Annotated in this window: 17 protein-coding genes; 9 read left to right on the top strand and 8 right to left on the bottom strand. The window is 44.0% G+C overall.

Going from position 1 to position 18,772, the window contains the following annotated elements:
- Positions 1-8: 8 nt before the first annotated feature.
- The gene (gene rsmE / locus ACGF63_RS08175; protein WP_036849964.1) at positions 9-740 is read right to left on the bottom strand and encodes a 16S rRNA (uracil(1498)-N(3))-methyltransferase; all 732 of its coding nucleotides are present in this window, start codon (positions 738-740) and stop codon (positions 9-11) included.
- A 315-nt stretch (positions 741-1,055) separates the two neighbouring features.
- Here rsmE and ACGF63_RS08170 point away from each other — a divergent pair, with 315 nt between their 5' ends.
- Positions 1,056-1,715 carry an A24 family peptidase gene (locus ACGF63_RS08170; RefSeq protein WP_239002569.1) on the top strand — a complete coding sequence of 220 codons (660 nt, stop codon included), beginning with the start codon at positions 1,056-1,058 and terminating at the stop codon, positions 1,713-1,715.
- Positions 1,716-1,750: 35 nt separating this feature from the next.
- Here ACGF63_RS08170 and ACGF63_RS08165 read toward each other — a convergent pair whose 3' ends face one another.
- Positions 1,751-2,392 (bottom strand): DsbA family protein, encoded by a 642-nt coding sequence (locus tag ACGF63_RS08165; RefSeq protein ID WP_152963907.1) that lies wholly within the window; start codon positions 2,390-2,392, stop codon positions 1,751-1,753.
- 31 nt (positions 2,393-2,423) lie between these two features.
- Entirely contained in the window at positions 2,424-3,308 is an 885-nt protein-coding gene (locus ACGF63_RS08160) for an MBL fold metallo-hydrolase (RefSeq protein ID WP_152963908.1), read from the bottom strand.
- Positions 3,309-3,414: 106 nt separating this feature from the next.
- Between ACGF63_RS08160 and ACGF63_RS08155 the strand changes: the two genes are divergently transcribed.
- Entirely contained in the window at positions 3,415-4,329 is a 915-nt protein-coding gene (locus ACGF63_RS08155) for a LysR family transcriptional regulator (RefSeq protein WP_152963909.1), read from the top strand.
- On the opposite strand, the gene ACGF63_RS08150 is transcribed toward ACGF63_RS08155, so the two are convergent.
- Positions 4,312-5,247, bottom strand: coding sequence for a LysR family transcriptional regulator (locus ACGF63_RS08150; RefSeq protein WP_152963910.1), 936 nt, complete (start codon positions 5,245-5,247; stop codon positions 4,312-4,314). The two genes, ACGF63_RS08155 and ACGF63_RS08150, sit on opposite strands and share 18 nt — an antisense overlap.
- A gap of 124 nt (positions 5,248-5,371) precedes the next feature.
- Between ACGF63_RS08150 and lysA the strand changes: the two genes are divergently transcribed.
- Positions 5,372-6,652: a diaminopimelate decarboxylase gene (gene lysA / locus ACGF63_RS08145; RefSeq protein WP_152963911.1), complete on the top strand. Its 1,281-nt coding sequence runs from the start codon at positions 5,372-5,374 to the stop codon at positions 6,650-6,652.
- 725 nt (positions 6,653-7,377) lie between these two features.
- Here lysA and ACGF63_RS08140 read toward each other — a convergent pair.
- The 3 genes from ACGF63_RS08140 to fadE form a co-directional block, all read right to left on the bottom strand.
- Positions 7,378-8,115, bottom strand: a complete 738-nt coding sequence (locus ACGF63_RS08140; RefSeq protein WP_387630005.1) for a hypothetical protein — start codon at positions 8,113-8,115, stop codon at positions 7,378-7,380.
- 227 nt (positions 8,116-8,342) lie between these two features.
- Entirely contained in the window at positions 8,343-9,239 is an 897-nt protein-coding gene (locus ACGF63_RS08135) for a LysR family transcriptional regulator (protein WP_387630003.1), read from the bottom strand.
- 347 nt (positions 9,240-9,586) lie between these two features.
- Positions 9,587-12,022, bottom strand: coding sequence for an acyl-CoA dehydrogenase FadE (gene fadE, locus ACGF63_RS08130; RefSeq protein WP_152963913.1), 2,436 nt, complete (start codon positions 12,020-12,022; stop codon positions 9,587-9,589).
- Between the two features lie 254 nt (positions 12,023-12,276).
- Here fadE and lpcA point away from each other — a divergent pair, with 254 nt between their 5' ends.
- Together lpcA and ACGF63_RS08120 are read left to right on the top strand one after the other, a co-directional pair.
- Positions 12,277-12,858, top strand: coding sequence for a D-sedoheptulose 7-phosphate isomerase (gene lpcA, locus ACGF63_RS08125; RefSeq protein WP_132355687.1), 582 nt, complete (start codon positions 12,277-12,279; stop codon positions 12,856-12,858).
- A gap of 24 nt (positions 12,859-12,882) precedes the next feature.
- Positions 12,883-13,650 carry a class II glutamine amidotransferase gene (locus ACGF63_RS08120; RefSeq protein WP_036850026.1) on the top strand — a complete coding sequence of 256 codons (768 nt, stop codon included), beginning with the start codon at positions 12,883-12,885 and terminating at the stop codon, positions 13,648-13,650.
- Here ACGF63_RS08120 and ACGF63_RS08115 read toward each other — a convergent pair.
- Positions 13,621-14,355 carry a murein L,D-transpeptidase family protein gene (locus ACGF63_RS08115; protein ID WP_152963914.1) on the bottom strand — a complete coding sequence of 245 codons (735 nt, stop codon included), beginning with the start codon at positions 14,353-14,355 and terminating at the stop codon, positions 13,621-13,623. The two genes, ACGF63_RS08120 and ACGF63_RS08115, sit on opposite strands and share 30 nt — an antisense overlap.
- 417 nt (positions 14,356-14,772) lie before the next feature.
- Between ACGF63_RS08115 and ACGF63_RS08110 the strand changes: the two genes are divergently transcribed.
- From ACGF63_RS08110 to ACGF63_RS08095, 4 genes are read left to right on the top strand one after another with little or no spacing between them, the layout of a single operon-like run.
- Entirely contained in the window at positions 14,773-16,116 is a 1,344-nt protein-coding gene (locus ACGF63_RS08110; protein ID WP_152963915.1) for a Na(+)-translocating NADH-quinone reductase subunit A, read from the top strand.
- 3 nt (positions 16,117-16,119) lie between these two features.
- Entirely contained in the window at positions 16,120-17,358 is a 1,239-nt protein-coding gene (locus ACGF63_RS08105; RefSeq protein WP_152963916.1) for an NADH:ubiquinone reductase (Na(+)-transporting) subunit B, read from the top strand.
- The gene (locus ACGF63_RS08100) at positions 17,351-18,148 is read left to right on the top strand and encodes a Na(+)-translocating NADH-quinone reductase subunit C (RefSeq protein WP_387629996.1); all 798 of its coding nucleotides are present in this window, start codon (positions 17,351-17,353) and stop codon (positions 18,146-18,148) included. The genes ACGF63_RS08105 and ACGF63_RS08100 overlap by 8 nt, the downstream gene beginning before the upstream one ends.
- On the top strand, positions 18,141-18,770 hold the full coding sequence (locus tag ACGF63_RS08095; protein WP_021322988.1) for an NADH:ubiquinone reductase (Na(+)-transporting) subunit D: 630 nt from the start codon (positions 18,141-18,143) through the stop codon (positions 18,768-18,770). The genes ACGF63_RS08100 and ACGF63_RS08095 overlap by 8 nt, the downstream gene beginning before the upstream one ends.
- The last annotated feature ends 2 nt before the right edge of the window (positions 18,771-18,772 follow it).

Here is an 18,772-nt window from a genome sequence, read left to right as displayed (position 1 = left end):
CTTTCTCCTTAACCCAAATCGCCGAAACGCACTTGTAATGCAGTAATTGCGGTAAGCGCTGTCGTTTCTGTTCTTAAGACACGTGGTCCTAACAGGATATCAGTAAATTGGTAATGAGCTGTCATAGCAATTTCATCTATTGATAAGCCACCTTCCGGGCCAATAAGTAAACGTACTTTTTCCACAGGTAAAGGCAGGGTATTGATGCTTTGGCTGGCGCGTGGATGTAAATTTAATTTTAAACTGCCATCATTTTCTGCACACCAGTGTTCAAGTTGCATCACCGGACGAATTTCAGGTATGCGATTACGGCAACATTGCTCACAGGCAGCAATGGCAATTTTTTGCCATTGCTGAAGTTTTTTAGCCAGCCGTTCTCCATCCAGTTTGACACCACAGCGTTCAGAAATTAAAGGTGTGATAACATTCACCCCTAACTCTACAGATTTTTGAATGGTAAATTCCATTTTCTCACCGCGGGATATGACTTGCCCCAGATGCAGATTAAGTGGTGATTCGTTATCGGCAAGTTCACTATTGTTAATATGAACTTTGACAGATTTCTTATTGGCTTCGGTAATTTCAGCATTGAAGATCTGATTACTGCCATCAAACAGTTGTAACTGTTGACCGTTACTCATTCTGAGTACCCGCCCGACATGGTTGGCTGCCTCATCACTCAAATAAATTTCAGTGTCAGATGAGAGTAATTCCGGGTGATAAATGCGGGGTATACGCATGTTCTTCTTTCCTTCCAGCGGGGTATAGCTGTACATAAGGCAATAAATAATGGTGTTATGATAAGGTAGGCTCAAGCCAATTATCAAGTTATCTCTGATACCGGTTTTTATCTCTGAATAAATGTTGCGAGTCTGCTCGCAGATTTATCTCTTATTTGAATGTTCTCTATTTATTTTGTTGTTTTAATGTGGGCGTTTTTATTATTATCTTATTGTGTCGAAAGTATAATAGGAATTGCTTCTATTCTTCAATTAAGATGTTTTTAATGTAATTGGCTGAAATTAAATATGTTTTATTTTGCTGGCGTTAATGTAATGATTGTTATTCTGGCTGTTTCTATTGGAATAACAGCAGGAATTACTTTAAATAAAGTGATATCGGTTTTTTCTGAAATTATTTATGGATATGATAAAATAGCTTTTGGTTATTTCCAGGTTGAATTAGTTACACTGTTTATAACTGCTTTTTTTGTTATTTATCTTCCATTGGGTTTTCATTTATATGTTGTTTTAATATTTATTTGGATGCTAATTATACTTTCTTTTATTGATATAAAAATTCAATTGTTGCCAGATATAATAAATTATCCACTTTTATGGTTAGGTTTATTATTGAATTTGAATAAAACTTTTGTGCCTATTGAACACGCTGTAACAGGCGCGGTTGCAGGTTATTTGATTTTATGGTCGCTCTATTGGTTGTTCAAAATTATCAATCACAAAGAGGGGATCGGGTATGGTGATTTTAAGTTAATGGCGGCAGTTAGTGCTTGGTTGGGAATTGGCGCAATTCCTTTATTAATGCTCCTATCTTCATTGTTTGGCATTATTGGGTGCTTATGGATGTGGAAATTACGGGGAAATTGTCAGGCGCCTGTCGCTTTTGGCCCATATATCGCCATTTCTGCGATCATAATGCTCTATTTGAATTTACAGGGCGTTGATGGATTATCGTGGATGGCGCCCAATAATTGAATAAGGTATGGGCGCCAGTAGTTAGAGTTGTGGTATTAAAACTGAGAGTGAATCAGAGCATCTTGCCAACGTTTTGGTTGTCCCAGATATTTATCAAGAGAAATGACAGATAGCTCGTTTCTGTCATTTTCCTGAATAAAGGTAGGGAAACCTGAGCCGCCAACTTTTGCCAATAGTTCACGGCTGTTCCTGATATGCTGGAGACTTTCTGATTCATTATTCAGTGTCAGCGCTTGCTGGAACTGTTCTGAATCAAGCTGTAATTCATTTGCTAAATTCAATAATGTTTCAGTTTCGCTGATTTTTAATCCACGAACATAATGCGCTTTTTGTACCGTCAGTAACATTTCGACACCTTTACCAGCCAACTTTTCTGCTGCAAGAATGGCTGATATTGGTGGTAATGAATCCATAATCAGTGACTTATCGTTTAACAGTGCAACATATTGCTCACTGAAAACTTGCCCGGTCAGGCTTGCGATCCGTTTATCCTGATTAAGGATATAGTCGCGCCATGTACTGTCGATTTGGCGTCTGTTATCACCGGTCAGCATTCCGCCGCCATGCAATTCAATTCTCACATTTGCGACCTCTTTTGCTGCTTGTATGAGAGAAGAAACGCCATAACACCAGCCACATAGTGGATCATAGATATAATGCAGAGTCATTCCGGGCATATTACTTATTCCTGAAAAATAGTTAATTGACTTATTGAGGCCACTTCATTTCGCCTTTCAGCACTTTGGCACTCAGTTCGAGGCTGGATTTGTCTCCAAGTTTTGGATAGTGCTTTTCCATTGCCGCTATCAGCGCTTTTGAATCTTTCGCTTTTGGTAACTCTTTCTCAAAAATAGTCAGGTATTTTTGCGTGAACTTGACTGATTCCAATGTCATTGGTGCGTTACCAACGAAATGTCCCGGCACCACAATGGTCGGTTTCAGTTCTTTGATACGATCCAATGTTTGCATCCAATTCTTCCGGGATGCTTTAGTCTGTGTATCCGCCATCCAGACATGAATGTTGCCTGAAACGGTGACACCACCGACTACCGCTTTCAGCTTTGGTATCCAAACAAAAGTACGGTCAGCCGCAGGGCCATCAAGACCTTCGACGATTAACTTCTCACCGTCAACTGTAAAAGTGTTACCTTCCAACGGTTGCGGCACGATAACTTTTTTTGGGGCCCGTTCTTTCAGAACACCTCCCCAATAAGCCAGTTTGCCATCTTTGGTTTTTTTGATTTCTTTAATGGTTTCTGGTGATGCAATGACTTTTGCGTTAGGGAACGCTTTGGTCAGTGTATCAAGGCCAAAATAGAAATCAGGATCAGACTGACTGATATAGATAGTTGTCAGTTTTTTGCCGGTATACTTAATTCTTCTGGCCAGTGCTTCAGCGTCATTTTTTTGGAACTGAGCATCGATCAGTACAACTTCTCTATCACCGATGATGAGCTCAGAAGAGACGGGAAATACGCTTCTTTCACCTGGATTGAAAACATCCAGTTTTAGGTTAGTGGCTTGTGCCAGAGAAATAGTACCCAAGGAAAGGATACCTGCCAGCGCAATATTTAGTGTTGTTTTGCGAGTCATGATTGAATTCCTGATGTTGTGTGTAGCAAGGTTCATAATAAGTTGCGTTTTTCGATGGAAAAACCGCATAATTGGCAATTATTTGTTGCATAAATCGAGCTAATTGATGGATAGAGTCACTGCTGCGCAAGTGTTCACTATAATTGTAGAACAAGGCAGCATGATTGCTGCATCGGAACGGTTAGATATGTCGCGGGCAATGGTGTCGCGCTATTTGGCTGAAATGGAGAAATGGGCAGGAGTACGCCTGTTACATCGTACAACCAGAAAGATCAGCCTGACATCAGCGGGAGAGATCGCCTATCAGCGCAGCCGTAAGCTGTTGCAATTGGCGGAAGAGATACCTGTCCATCAACCAGTAGTAGCTAAAGAGCTTAGTGGTCTTTTGCGGATAAGCAGTTCTCAATCTCTGGCAATGAGCGCACTGTCTGTGGCTATTCCTGAGTTTATGCAAATTTATCCTCAGATAGCTATTGATATGCAGATGAGTAATAAGGCAATAAACTTGGTCGAAGAGCGGATAGATTTGGCGTTACGGATCACAAATAATCTGGAACCGAATTTGATTGCCAGACCGTTATCGACTTGTCACTCTGTTGTTTGTGCCGCTCCTTCCTATCTGGCAGGAAAAATGATCCCTCATAAGCCCGCTGATTTGGTGTTGCATAACTGTATGACGTATAACTTCTTTGGCAAAAGTCTTTGGTTGTTTGAACGTCAGGGGGAAAAATATTCTGTTCCTGTTAGCGGAACTTTGAGCGCTAATGAATCCATTGTCTTAATGGAAGCAACATTGCAAGGTGCGGGAATCGCTATGCAACCTTATTATTCTGTTGCTTTTCATCTGGCATCAGGAAAACTGATTCAGTTGTTGCCGGAATATCAACCTCAGGCCATGGGTATTTATGGTATTTATGCCAGTCGTCAAAATATGCCGGCAACGCTCAGGGCATTACTGGATTTTTTGGTGAAATGGTTTGCTTCTTCTCCATACTGGCAAAAATTAATGCTGAAAAGCTAACTTGAGTTTCTGAGGAAATAGGGCAATCTGTGCTTTCAGGTGTTCAATAAAAGCATCTACTGGGGTGGAAGAAGGGCGGTGAATGGGTTTGATCAGGCTGACAGTAAAAGGAATGTTAATACTAAATGGGCGGGCGCATATTTCAGCTTCGCCGTGGTGGTCCAGATAATCGAGTACGGTCAGTGGGTTGACAATAGAAACGCCGATACCTTCCCGCACCATGGCACAGACTGATGCGGCACTGTGAGTTTCCATAATCATTCGGCGGTGAATATGGTGCTCTGCGAAGACTCCATCAATAAGTTGACGGTAGCTGTCTGTTATCGAAAGGCTGATAAAATTTTGCCCACTGAAATCTTCTGGCGTCAGTAATGATTTATGACTAAGTGGATGAACTGCGGGCAATACGCAAATTTCATTCAGCGTGATCAGTGTTTCTCTTTGTGTACCGGGTGGTGTTTGCAAATGTTCGGTCAGGCCAAGATCATGACGCTGAGCTGAGAGCCACTCTTCCAATAGCGGTGATTCTTGTGGAATGATGGTTAAATTAGCCTCAGGGTATTGGCGGGTGAAGTTGTGACAAACTTTAGGTAATAAGGATTGTGAAAATACCGGCAGGCAGGTAATAGAAAGTTGAGCGTGTTGAAATTTACGGATACTGTCAGCTGCATTCATGATTCTTTCAAGTCCATAATAAGAGCGCTGAACTTCTTCAAAAAGGCGTAATCCTTGTGCTGTCGGATGCAGGCGGCCTTTTACCCGGTCAAACAGTTTGAATTTTATCAGATGTTCGAATCGTGCTAATTCACGGCTGACGGTCGGTTGTGAAGTTTGTAATAAAACCGCCGCTTCTGTCAGATTTTTTGCCGTCATTACCGCGTGGAATATTTCAATATGGCGCCATGAACAAGCAAACATAGATGACTCCTTTAGTTGATAACTCTATATCACAGATGAATAGACTATAGCGAAACAGATATTTTTATTCCTGTTTTTTACTGCTAATAATGGGTTATCTGCTGATTTTGTGAGAGAACCCATAATGAGTACCTTTATCCGTAATAGTCGTTCTGATCTGATACCAGAAAATCTGAGCTGTCTGCCAGAAACGTATGGTGCTCCGTTATGGGTTTATGATAGCGAAACGATTATCCAAAGAATCAGAATGTTACGTCAGTTTGATGTGGTTCGGTTTGCGCAGAAAGCTTGCTCTAATACTCATATTTTGCGTCTTATGCGTGAGTATGGTGTGAAAGTTGATGCGGTTTCACTGGGTGAAATTGAGCGTGCTTTGCGGGCTGGGTTTCGTCCAGGCCAAGAAATGGCAGAAATCGTTTTTACTGCTGATTTGATAGATGTGCCAACGCTTAGACAGGTAACTGAACTGGATATTCCGGTTAATGCGGGTTCTATTGATATGCTGGAGCAGATTGGTCAATGTCAAAAAGGGCATCCGGTATGGTTGCGGATTAACCCTGGGTTTGGTCATGGTCATAGCCAGAAAACCAATACTGGTGGTGAAAACAGCAAACATGGTATTTGGTATCAGGATCTCCCACTGGCAATTGAGAAAATACGGCACTATGGATTGAAATTGCTTGGTTTGCATATGCATATCGGTTCTGGTGTTGATTATCAACACCTTGCGAGTGTGTGCGATGCAATGGTTGAACAGGTTATTCTCTGCGGTGAAGATATTCAGGCAATTTCAGCTGGTGGTGGTTTATCGACTCCTTATCGGCAGGGAGATGAACAGATCGATATCGCTCACTATTTTGGGCTGTGGGATGATGCCCGTAAAAGAATTGAGCAGCATTTGGGCCATAAAGTTGAACTGGAAATTGAACCGGGGAGATTTTTGGTTGCGGAATCCGGCATTCTGATGACAGAAGTTCGGGCTGTTAAACAGATGGGAAGCCGTCATTATGTGCTGGTGAATGCAGGATTCAATGATTTAATGCGTCCGGCAATGTATGGCAGTTATCACCATATCTCGGTTTTGCCTGCTGATGGGCGTCAGTTTGAACAGTTTCCATTGCAGGAAACGTTAGTCGCAGGTCCGTTATGTGAATCGGGTGATGTTTTCACTCAGGTTGAAGGTGGTGGGGTTGCGCCAAGAATGTTGCCACCTGTTCAGGTTGGCGATTATCTGGTTTTTCATGATACCGGTGCTTATGGTGCGTCAATGTCTTCTAATTACAATAGCCGTCCGCTTATCTCCGAAGTGCTGTTTATTAATGGTAAACCTCAATTGATTCGCCGTCGTCAAACGATTGACGAGTTATTAGCGTTGGAAGAGGTATCTTTTGCATCAGTGTCGTGAAATATGGGCGATACCCTAAGATATCGCCCTAGACCGTTGACTAAACCTATCCCTTAATCCTGTCAATCCAACAACGTTTCCTTAAAAAGCATTATAAAAAAAGGGATAAAACGGTTAATTTTGTAGGGTTTAAGCCCTGAAAAAAAGCATGATTATCCGAAAAAACATAAAGGAGTATCTTTATCTCATTAAGCTATTTACTGGCTGATTTATAAAGATATAAAGCGAATGTTATTAATGTTTTTTAAACGTAAAACACGATATTCCTGATGATTAAGTTTAATAAAAAGCAGGTGAAAAAGTGGTAAAAAAATCGTTAAAACCTTATGCCGATTAAACCCGGGCGTTAAAACAATGACTTTGAATAGTAATTGAAAACCTATCCATCATAAATCCATCAGTGTAAAATAAGAAACAAAAACCGACTTTGTTAATGCTTATGTTTCTTGGGGAAAAGAACAATAACAATATGAATAGGTTAATTAGATAATCTATTTTTCAAAAAGCATCGGCTTTAATAATGTTTTCAATCAGGGAATGAATTTTTTCATTAAACCATTAATCATGAAAAATGAGACTGTGATTTAACGCTAAAATCAATTTATATCGTTATTTTTCCAAGCTATTTTCACGCTCTGTTAACGTTTAAATACCTATAATCTTTCTGGCGGATTAATCCGCCAGACTTTTCATTATCGTTGATGTAATAAAGCGTTATTAGGATGTTATTTTACTAATTTCGGGATATCAACGCTGAAATCAATCCACGGGTTGGTGCCCAGTATCTCTGCACCGTCAACACTGGGTTCGTCATAGCGCATAACGAAATGCTTTGGTCCGTGGGCAAATGCCACGATCAATCCATCCTCAGCATCCAGAAACGCAGCATGCATTCCTAGCCCGGGATAGCTGAGACGCCAAGCAGGATCGCCAGCTTCCACACGTCCTACCGACAGCTTTGTAATCACGCCGTCTGGCAGACGGAAGAACCAAGTCCACGGTCCGCCAGCCACAACTGTCATGACTTCATCAATACCCATCCCGTCTTCAGCGCTGTTCACATGCAGTTTACCGAATTTTTCGAGAACAGTTTTTCTGGCTTCAGCCGAGATTGCTTTCATATCGTAAACTTTAGGATAAGGTGCAACACCGACTTCCGACGTTGACAGGAAACCGCCGCGGTGAGCTTCCGGCTGGCGACCAGCCAGTCGGATTTGTTCCAGAAGTTCTCCTCGGTGTAAAGGAAACAGCGAAATCAGTTTCTCGCTCTCTTCTTCCGTGAGCGCACGGGTTTTTGACGTTTCAAGAATAGGTCTGGCTTCTTCAGGGATCGGCGTTGTACTGACCAGAACCCCGATGGAAAATAAGACCTTGTTTACGTTTTCAATGCCAACGGTCGGCTGGCGTTCGTCAAGATAGGACAGAACAAGATTTTCTGATGTTGAAGTAACGGAACTGTTCATATCTACATCTCCTCAATTTTGATGTAACCGATAAGTTCATTTGCAGAACTGAGTATAGGGAGAGAGATAGTTTATTAAAACGCCTATTATGTGAAAACATTGTACACTGATAGTAAACAATTATCGGGTCTTCTCTGATTTGACCATGACTTTTTAAAACCGGTTGGCCTGGCATTTATTTCAACCGGAGATTTGCCATTTAAAATCACCGATCACTTTTCAGATATTCAGCAGGTTTTGTCTAGTGCATTTATAAGGAAATCGATAAAAGCCCTTGTCTTGTTAGAGCGTTCTTTGTGAAAGGGTTGTATGGCATAAAGTGCCTGCATGTCAGCTTCCCATTCCGGAAGTAGTCTGACAAGTTTGCCTGACAGCAGCTCATCAGTGACCAGTAATTCAGGCAGTAAAATCACACCATGTCCGGAAAGGGCTGCCTGTTTGAGTGCAAGCCCGTTATTCACCACATAGGTTCCGGGCTTAAGGTCAACGACTTTCACATCATTTTGATTGTGAAATACCCAGCGTCGTGGAGAAGAAGATAAACTGTAGACAAGACAGTTATGGGAAGTGAGATTTTCAGGGATGAGTATTTTTTCAGAAGCCTCAATATATGCTGGTGAGGCGCATAAGACTCGGGGTATTTTTATCAGTTTCCTGGAACGAAGGCTGGAGTCGCTTAGTTCACCTCCTCCACGTATCGCAACATCTATTCCATGCTCAATAAGATCGATATATTTATCAATCATGACAACTTCTACAGAAATACCGGGGTGAGTATGCATAAACTGGCATATCAGTGGATTTAATGCCTTTAGCCCCATAGACATTGGAATACTGACTTTTATCGAACCTGTCAGAGTGTGAGACGTTTCCATAACCGATAAGTCAGCATTCTCAAGCTCATCCAGAATGTTGCACACCTGATGATAGTAATTCCTGCCACTTGCGGTTATGTGCATGTTTCTGGTCGTTCGGTTAATCAGGGGGCTTTTGAGATGCTCTTCAAGCTGATTGATGTTTTTACTGACAGCAGCCTTGGATAAGCCCAGATCTTGGGCGGCGGCTTTGAAACTGCCTAGTTCCACAACACGCCGGAAGACGTTGATTGCTCTTAATTTGTCCATAAGCACCACTGTTGAATGAGTTTAACTGTCTTGTGTATCAATAAACTACGATAAAAAATTATGCTTAACCATTTGTTCAGTTATTGCAACTGAATCAGTTGGTTGCCGATCTGAGCCTCGACAAAGCTATGTTGAAGGATGTGCTGGTGTGACATTACAAGCGGATTGTCGTCTGTATCGTGAGTAGGGTGCTGTAGAGAGTAAATTTCATCTACTCTTTCAAAGGAAATATCGGATATTTTTGACTGTGTCTATTTTTTTGCGCAAAGCGAAATCCTACCTTGGCAACTCGGGACGATACCTTAAGGTATCGTCCCGTAATGACATCCATTCTTTAGTTGTCAGTATCAGGCCGCTTTCGTTTTTGGTTTTTTGTCCTGAACAGGAACCGCCAATGCTTCTGGTTCAAACTCATCGACATTAATAGAACGTAAACGGTTTGCTTCGGCACGCTTCAGAATTTCAGCCTCTTCTGGCGTAATCTTACATTCTGCCAGTGCCTGTTCTGCCAGTTTATCCAGGCCAGTAAAGCCAAGACGTTTACCCGCTTCGCGGCTTAGACGGGCGTGGATCGGTTCTGCGGCAATAATATCGTGCAGAGCTTCTTCCAATAATCCGTGAGGGTTATGTTCGCTCGGTGTCAGGAACTGACCACGGCCGATGCGATCACGGGTAGCGGAAGGCTGTTGTAAGAGCTGTGCCAGTTTGTGATCTAAATGGTCAGATGGCGCTGAATGCACACGTCCTAATGGGAAGACAATAGCACGCATCAGACCTGCAACCAGACGGTTCGGGAAGTTACGCAGTAAGTTGTCTATCGCCTGTTCTGCTTGATGCAGGCTATCCTGAACGGCCCAATGTACCAGTGGTAAATCTTCTTTCTGACGACCTTCATCTTCATAACGTTTTAAGGTTGCTGAAGCCAAATAGGTTTGACTCAGAACGTCGCCAAGACGGGCAGAGACACGTTCACGGCGTTTCAGGCTGCCACCTAATACCCCCATTGCCACATCTGATAACAGAGCCAGGTTGGCACTCTGACGGTTTAATTGTTGATAATAACGGCGGGTTGCATCATTAACCGGCGTGCTGCTGGTGCGGCCATTGGTCAGACCAAGCCAGAAGCTGCGTAACAGGTTACTGGCAACGTGACCGAGGTGGCTAAACAATGCCTTATCAAAATCTTTAATACGGTTATTTTCAACCGCGGCCATTTCATCAAGTACATAAGGATGACAGCGAATAGCTCCCTGACCATAAATAATCATGTTGCGAGTCAGAATATTAGCGCCTTCAACGGTAATGGCGATAGGTGCGCCCTGATAAGCGCGGGCAACGAAGTTGGATGGGCCAAGGCAAACACCTTTACCACCGGCAATATCCATTGCGTCAATAACTGAACGCTGGCCTCTGTGAGTACAATGATATTTCACAATAGCCGATAATACGGAGGGTTTCTCGCCCAGCATGATACCTGTTGTAGCAAGCGTTGAAGCGGCGTCCATCAGGTAAGCGTTACCGGCAATACGTGCCAGTGGCTCTTCAATCCCTTCCATTTTACCAATTGGCATTTTGAACTGACGGCGAATATAAGCGTATGCGCCAATCGCCATGGCAACACTTTTCAAACCACCCGTTGCGTTTGACGGCAGGGTGATACCACGGCCAACAGACAGACATTCAACCAGCATACGCCAGCCTTGCCCGGCCATTTTCGGTCCACCAATGATGTAGTCGATTGGCACAAAAATATCTTTACCGCGAGTCGGACCATTTTGGAATGGGATGTTCAGTGGGAAATGGCGATGACCAATTTCTACTCCCGGTACATTTGTCGGGATCAAGGCACAGGTGATACCCAACTCTTTTGTATCGCCCAGTAAATGGTCAGGGTCAGAGAGTTTGAAAGCCAGACCAAGTACGGTGGCGATAGGGGCAAGGGTGATGTAACGCTTGTTCCAGGTCAGACGCATACCCAGAATTTGTTCGCCTTGCCATTCTCCCATACAAACCACGCCTGTATCCGGGATAGCGCCGGCATCTGAACCGGCTTCCGGGCTGGTCAATGCGAAACATGGGATCTCTTCACCACGGGCCAGTCCGGGTAAATAACGGTTTTTTTGCTCATCGGTGCCATAATGTTGTAGTAATTCACCTGGGCCAAGCGAGTTAGGTACACCTACGGTGATGGCCAGAATGCCGGAAGTACCTGCCAGTTTTTGCAATACCCGTGCTTGTGCATAGGCTGAGAATTCCAGACCGCCATACTCTTTTTTAATAATCATGGCAAAGAAGCGGTGTTCTTTCAGGTAGTTCCATAACTCAGGTGGTAAATCAGCAAGTTCATGGCTTATCTGGAAATCATTGGTCATGCGGCAGGCTTCTTCTACCGGTCCATCCAAAAACGCTTGTTCTTCAGCGGTTAACTGAGGCTTTGGATAGTCATGCAATTTTTTCCAGTCAGGTTTGCCCCGGAACAGATCACCTTCCCACCAGGTAGTACCGGCATCAAGGGCTTCTTTTTCCGTGCGGGACAGACTTGGCATCACTTTACGGAAGGCTTTTAATGCCGGAACGGTGAGCAAGGAATGACGAATTGGCGAAAAATTCAGCGTGAACAGAATGATGGCCATGGGTAGCAACATCCAGTAGCTCCATGCATCAATAGCGCCCATCAAGACGGTATAGACAAGGAGCAGTAGGCTGCTGAGGCTGAGATTGACTTTGTGATAACAAAGTATCCCAAGCAATACTAAGAATAGAATGATACTCAATGTGGTCATAATAAAAGCTCCTGGTTAATCTCAGGGTAAGTCATCAGAGGTCTGACCTGTTGTGTTCTTCTTCTCTTTTTAGACCAGGAAGCTGTTTTTAGCAATATATTTACATCTTAATTACAATGCAGCTCACAAACTCGTGGTAATCGGAAGCGGATTAATTTCCCAGAAATGTGATGTTGTCTTCTTTCAAGGCCCTTGATCCGGTAAACTGCCATCCGGCATAACATTAAAGATTACCTGACTGAAGTGAGGAGCCTATGTATCAAGATCTGATCCGTAGTGAATTGAGTGAAGCCGCGGATACGCTGGCAAAGTTTTTAAGTCACGATGCAAATATTGAAGCGATTCAGAAAGCAGCGGTATTACTGGCTGATTCATTTAAAGCGGGTGGTAAGGTATTGTCCTGTGGTAATGGCGGTTCGCACTGTGATGCGATGCATTTCGCGGAAGAATTGACAGGCCGTTATCGCGAAAACCGTCCAGGCTATCCGGCGATTGCGATTTCTGATGTCAGCCATCTTTCCTGCGTCAGTAATGATTTTGGTTATGAATTCGTTTTTTCCCGTTATGTGGAAGCGGTCGGGCAAGCAGGGGATGTCTTGCTGGGTATCTCCACTTCCGGTAATTCCGGCAATATTATCAAAGCAGTTGAAGCTGCCCGTTTAAAAGGCATGAAAGTGATTACGCTGACAGGCAAAGATGGCGGTAAAATGGCAGGAACGGCGGATGTGGAAATTCGTGTGCCGCATTTTGGCTATGCAGATCGTATTCAGGAAATTCATATCAAAGTGATTCATATCCTGATTCAACTTATTGAAAAAGAGATGGTTAGAGCTTGATTTTACAGGCTACAGAGGTGGGCAATGTGTGAGTTACTTGGCATGAGTGCAAATGTGCCAACAGATATCTGCTTTAGTTTACGTGGTCTGATTCAGCGTGGCGGTCATACCGGACCCCATAAAGATGGTTGGGGGATCACTTTTTATGAGGGGCGGGGCTGTCGCACATTTAAAGATCATCAACCAGGTTACCATTCACCCGTTGCCCGTTTTGTACAAGAGTATCCGATTAAATCCAGAGTGGTGATCTCGCATATCCGGCAGGCTAATCGGGGTAATGTTGCGTTGGAAAATACCCACCCTTTTATCCGTGAGATGTGGGGGCGCAATTGGACCTATGCCCATAATGGGCAACTTAAGGGTTATCGGTGGCTTAAAACCGGTCAATATCGCCCAGTCGGGCAAACTGACAGTGAACATGCTTTTTGCTGGATTTTACATCAACTTTCACAAAAATATCCAAGGACGCCCTCTAACTGGCCTGCGGTTTTTCGTTTTATTGCCTCACTGGCGGATGAACTCAGGAAAAAGGGGGTATTCAATATGTTGCTGTCAGACGGGTGTTTTGTGATGGCATATTGTTCAACCAACCTTTATTGGATTACCCGTCGGGCACCGTTTGGAAAAGCAAAACTTCTCGATCAGGATGTTGAAATTGATTTCCAGCAGCACACTCAGCCAGATGATGTCGTTTCTGTCATTGTCACTCAGCCTTTAACCGGCAATGAGTCCTGGAACCGGATCGCGCCGGGTGATTATGCGCTATTTCATCTTGGTGAGCGCATATTGTGATTGATTCTGCAAAGGTGGCGATTTATAAGGTGTTGCGTTAACCGTATATTGACCATTAATAACGCTAATTGCTGCTGGTCGGTTATTTTTGACAAAATATTCATAGGCCGGTTGTAATTGCAACCAAAACAGATAATGGGAGGATGAGCGGTGGCGTAACATATTCTGCGGTGTCATTCTGAATGGGTAAATGCTGATATCAATTTCATACTGTCCGCGCAATAATGCATTTTCTGCATAATGGTAGATCTCATCCATGTAACCGTTAGTCATCGCGTAACAACCGACAGATTTACACTCGCCGTGGATCATTAAATGGTTGCCGGAATAGCCTCTGGATTTATCGTATTCATTTGGAAAACCGAGATTAATAGATCGGTAATACCGACTATTTGGATTGAGCTGACGGGTTTTCACACGATAAAAACCTTCTGGGCTTTTCAAATCACCTTCTGTGGTTTTGGGGCCGAGGCCACCAGAGTAATTGCAAATGGGGTAGCTTTTAGCCAGTTGGTAGTTTCCATGATTATTTTTAGTGTAAAGCTCCAGTATCCGCTCTTCTTTGAATATTTGGATAAAGAGGGGAGAGCCGGGTGGCGTGGGGGAGCTTGGCTTAAATTTAACTAAAGTATCCTGAGCGTAGACAGGTAGGAGTGAACTAAAAGACAACAATGTTATTACAGCAAATATAGCAGTTTTTTTCATGTGACTACCGTATAGAGATGTCGTGGGCTAACCTGGAATTTAGCTTAAGATTGCCATGAGTGATCGACTTTGTGAATAAAAAATAATAACGATGGCTTTATCCTGCAAAGTGATCATGAGATCAAAAAATAATCAGCCGTCGGGAAAGGTGATACAATAGTTCGTTTTTTGCGATCTGTTAATGGGTTAGGGCCAAAGTTATTCCTGTTTGCTTGAACTAAATCACTTGATTAGTCCGACAGTCGAAGAAGGGAGATGTTAAAATTACCGCCTTGAGATTAAAAGAAAATCGTAACAATTATTGGAGAATTATAACCTGGGCACGATCCGTGACTTAAGGGGTTTTTTATAGAGTGGCTATGTTACCACCAGGTAATCTGTAGCATATGATTTAATTGATAAACTTGTGCAAATCTTATGATTAAAATTAAAAAAGGACTCGACCTCCCGATTGCAGGAGCGCCTGCTCAAGTGGTAGAAGACGGTCCGACAATTCGCCATGTAGCACTGCTGGGTGATGAGTATGTTGGAATGCGTCCTTCTATGTTGGTTAAGGAAGGTGAGCATGTTAAGAAAGGCCAGATTCTTTTTGAAGATAAAAAGAATCCAGGGGTAGTTTTCACCAGTCCGGCCTGTGGGCAGGTAGTTGCGATCAATCGTGGTGAGCGACGTGTTTTTCAGTCAATCGTGATTGAAATAACGGGAGACGATCAGGTTGATTTTGACCGTTATGATCGTTGCCAACTTGTTCAGTTATCCCGGGAACAAGCAGAAAAGAATCTGATTGATTCCGGATTATGGACTGCACTGCGTACCCGCCCGTACAGTCAAAGCCCTGCTCCCGGTTCTTCGCCGAAAGCAATTTTTGTAACAGCAATGGATACCCAGCCCTTGGCTGCAAATCCACAGGTGGTTATCGCTACCGAAGAACAGGCTTTCGTTGATGGTCTGAATGTGCTGACCAGATTAACCGAAGGTAAAGTTCATGTTTGCCACGGTGCAGGAAGCTTGCCGAATGCCGGTAATAATGCACAAATCACTTATAATCAGTTCTCTGGTCCACATCCTGCGGGGCTTGCTGGAACTCACATCCACTTTATTGAACCCGTCAGCGCGACTAAAACGGTATGGTACTTGGGATATCAGGATGTGATTGCTATCGGTAAGTTATTCACTACCGGCACACTTTATACTGACCGCGTTATTGCACTGGCAGGACCACAAGTTGAGAAACCGCGTCTTATGCGTACCTGCCTGGGGGCAGACCTGCTTGAGTTGACTCAGGATCAATTGAAAGTGGGTGAAAACCGTATTATTTCAGGTTCTGTATTATGTGGTACCCAGTCAGATGAAGTTCGTCACTATCTCGGCCGTTTCCACACTTTAGTTTCTGTTTTACGTGAAGGCCGTGAAAAAGAGCTGTTTGGTTGGATCATGCCGGGTGCCGATAAGTTTTCTGTTACCCGTACCACTATTGGTCATTTCCTGAAAAATAAGCGTTTTGCTTTTTCAACCACAATGAATGGCGGTGAGCGCTCTATGGTGCCAATCGGTAACTACGAGCGTGTTATGCCTTTGGATATTATGGCAACGCATTTGCTGCGGGATCTGCTTGCAGGTGATACCGATAGTGCTCAGGCACTGGGTTGTCTGGAGTTGGATGAGGAAGACCTGGCACTTTGTACCTATGTCTGTCCCGGCAAATATGAATATGGTCCGGTATTGCGTGAAGTGCTGACTAAGATTGAGCAGGAAGGATGATCCATGGGCCTGAAAAACTTTTTTGAAAAAATTGAGCACCACTTTGAGCCCGGGGGAAAATTAGAAAAGTATTACCCGCTGTATGAAGCGGTAACGACGATTTTCTATACATCAGGCACAGTCACTTCTGGCCGTGCCCATGTCCGTGACGCTATCGATCTAAAACGTATGATGATCACGGTATGGCTGGCGGTATTCCCGGCAATGTTCTGGGGAATGTATAACGTTGGTCAACAGGCGATCCCTGCACTGTATCATTTATACAGTGGCGCAGAACTGCAACAGCTGCTGGCATCTGACTGGCACTATCGTGTTGCTCAGTTCTTTGGCGCATCACTGACACCAGATGCGGGTTGGGGCAGCAAAATGTTGCTTGGTGCAACCTACTTCTTACCTGTTTACGCTGTTGTATTCGCTGTTGGCGGCTTCTGGGAAGTCCTGTTTGCCGTTATCCGTAAACATGAAATTAACGAGGGATTCTTCGTTACCTCTATTCTGTTTGCGTTGATTGTTCCGCCAACGATTCCCCTGTGGCAGGCAGCGTTGGGTATTACATTCGGTGTTGTGATTGCGAAAGAGGTCTTCGGCGGTACCGGTCGTAATTTCCTGAACCCGGCACTGGCCGGCCGTGCATTTCTGTTCTTTGCTTATCCTGCACAGATTTCAGGTGACTTGGTATGGACGGCGGCTGATGGTTTCTCCGGTGCGACTCCGTTGTCTCAGTGGGCTGCCGGTGGTAGTCAGGGATTAGTCAATACAGTTACCGGTCAGCCTGTTACCTGGATGGATGCTTTTATTGGCAATCTTCCGGGTTCTATTGGTGAAGTCTCTACGCTGATGATTTTCATTGGCGGTGCGATCATTCTGTTTACCCGCATTGCTGCATGGCGCATTGTCGCTGGTGTCATGTTGGGTATGGTGGCAACCTCCTACTTGTTTAATGCTATCGGTTCAGACACTAACCCGCTGTTTGCTATGCCGTGGTACTGGCACATGGTTCTGGGTGGTTTCGCTTTTGGTATGATTTTTATGGCAACAGATCCGGTATCCGCCTCATTTACTGATAAAGGTAAATGGTGGTACGGCATTCTGATCGGTGTGATGTGTGTTCTGATCAGGGTCGTTAACCCGGCATACCCGGAAGGCATGATGCTGGCGATTCTGTTCGCCAACCTGTTTGCGCCATTGTTTGATTATCTGGTAGTACAGGCCAATATTAAGCGGAGAAAAGCCCGTGGCTAATGATAAACCAAAAAATAATGACAGCATCGGCAGAACGTTTATCGTTGTTTTTGTGCTATGTCTCGTTTGTTCAATTGTTGTAGCAGGTTCTGCGGTAGGGCTGAAATCTCAGCAACAGGAACAAAAACTGCTGGATAAACAGCGTAACATTCTCGATGTCGCCGGGTTATTAACCCCTAAAATGAGTATTGATGAGCTTAAAGAAACGTTCAAAAGCCGTATTAAAACTGAACTACTGAATCTGGATACGGCAACGCTTGAAAAGAATCATAGCAAGTTTAACCTGAATGATGCGTTGCGTAGTGATGATACCAGTATCGCATTACCTCCTGAGAAGGATCTGGCGAAAATCCGCCGTCGCGCCAATATGGCGGAGATCTATCTGGTGAAGGATGAACAGGGTAAAACCAGTGAAATCGTTCTGCCGGTTTATGGTTCTGGTCTGTGGTCTGTTATGTATGCCTTTATCTCTGTTGATGTGGATGGCAAAACTGCCCGCGGGATTACCTATTATTCACATGGAGAAACCCCGGGGTTGGGGGGTGAGGTCGATAATCCACAATGGCGTAAAAAGTGGATAGGTAAAAAACTGTATAACGATGAAGGCCATCCGGCGATCAAAATTGTCCGTGGCGGTGCTGCTGCTGATAATCCTTATGGTGTTGATGGCCTATCCGGTGCGACTCTGACCTCTGCTGGTGTGCAGAATATGTTTAATTTCTGGTTAGGGGATAACGGTTTTGGTCCGTTCCTGAAAAAAGTACGCGAAGGAGCGTTGAAAGATGGCTGATAGTAAAGAAATAAAACGCGTCCTTCTCGGACCACTATTGGATAACAACCCGATTGCATTGCAGGTTCTGGGGATCTGTTCCGCGCTGGCGGTAACAACCAAACTGGAAACTGCGTTGGTGATGACAATCGCCGTGACGTTGGTTACCGCATTTTCCAGCTTTTTTATCTCATTGATCCGTCATTACATCCCCGGTAGTGTACGAATCATTGTACAGATGGCGATTATTGCATCATTGGTTATCGTAGTAGATCAGATTTTGCAGGCCTATGCGTATGAAATTTCCAAGCAACTGTCTGTATTTGTTGGTCTTATCATTACTAACTGTATCGTGATGGGGCGTGCAGAAGCTTATGCTATGAAGTCTCCACCTATTGAGAGCTTTATGGATGGTATCGGTAATGGCTTGGGGTATGGCGTTATTCTGGTACTGGTTGGTTTTCTGCGTGAGTTGTTTGGCTCCGGCAAATTGTTCGGTATTACCGTGATGGAATCCGTACAGAATGGTGGCTGGTATCAGCCTAATGGCTTGTTCCTGTTAGCACCTAGCGCGTTTTTCATTATTGGTATGCTGATTTGGGGTCTGAGGACTTTGAAACCGGCGCAGGCTGAGAAGGAGTAACT

This window comes from Photorhabdus sp. RM322S, assembly GCF_042879395.1.
GTDB classification, from domain to species: Bacteria; Pseudomonadota; Gammaproteobacteria; order Enterobacterales; family Enterobacteriaceae; genus Photorhabdus; species Photorhabdus khanii.
Note: the sequence above shows the minus strand (reverse complement) of the source record. Positions and strands in the feature narration are given on the sequence as shown.

Excerpts from the sequence above, each read along its gene's own strand:
- rsmE (WP_036849964.1), bottom strand. The coding sequence starts at position 740 with ATGCGTATACCCCGCATTTATCACCCGGAATTACTCTCATCTGACACT.
- ACGF63_RS08170 (WP_239002569.1), top strand. The coding sequence starts at position 1,056 with ATGATTGTTATTCTGGCTGTTTCTATTGGAATAACAGCAGGAATTACT.
- ACGF63_RS08165 (WP_152963907.1), bottom strand. The coding sequence starts at position 2,392 with ATGCCCGGAATGACTCTGCATTATATCTATGATCCACTATGTGGCTGG.
- ACGF63_RS08160 (WP_152963908.1), bottom strand. The coding sequence starts at position 3,308 with ATGACTCGCAAAACAACACTAAATATTGCGCTGGCAGGTATCCTTTCC.
- ACGF63_RS08155 (WP_152963909.1), top strand. The coding sequence starts at position 3,415 with ATGGATAGAGTCACTGCTGCGCAAGTGTTCACTATAATTGTAGAACAA.
- ACGF63_RS08150 (WP_152963910.1), bottom strand. The coding sequence starts at position 5,247 with ATGTTTGCTTGTTCATGGCGCCATATTGAAATATTCCACGCGGTAATG.
- lysA (WP_152963911.1), top strand. The coding sequence starts at position 5,372 with ATGAGTACCTTTATCCGTAATAGTCGTTCTGATCTGATACCAGAAAAT.
- ACGF63_RS08140 (WP_387630005.1), bottom strand. The coding sequence starts at position 8,115 with ATGAACAGTTCCGTTACTTCAACATCAGAAAATCTTGTTCTGTCCTAT.
- ACGF63_RS08135 (WP_387630003.1), bottom strand. The coding sequence starts at position 9,239 with ATGGACAAATTAAGAGCAATCAACGTCTTCCGGCGTGTTGTGGAACTA.
- fadE (WP_152963913.1), bottom strand. The coding sequence starts at position 12,022 with ATGACCACATTGAGTATCATTCTATTCTTAGTATTGCTTGGGATACTT.
- lpcA (WP_132355687.1), top strand. The coding sequence starts at position 12,277 with ATGTATCAAGATCTGATCCGTAGTGAATTGAGTGAAGCCGCGGATACG.
- ACGF63_RS08120 (WP_036850026.1), top strand. The coding sequence starts at position 12,883 with ATGTGTGAGTTACTTGGCATGAGTGCAAATGTGCCAACAGATATCTGC.
- ACGF63_RS08115 (WP_152963914.1), bottom strand. The coding sequence starts at position 14,355 with ATGAAAAAAACTGCTATATTTGCTGTAATAACATTGTTGTCTTTTAGT.
- ACGF63_RS08110 (WP_152963915.1), top strand. The coding sequence starts at position 14,773 with ATGATTAAAATTAAAAAAGGACTCGACCTCCCGATTGCAGGAGCGCCT.
- ACGF63_RS08105 (WP_152963916.1), top strand. The coding sequence starts at position 16,120 with ATGGGCCTGAAAAACTTTTTTGAAAAAATTGAGCACCACTTTGAGCCC.
- ACGF63_RS08095 (WP_021322988.1), top strand. The coding sequence starts at position 18,141 with ATGGCTGATAGTAAAGAAATAAAACGCGTCCTTCTCGGACCACTATTG.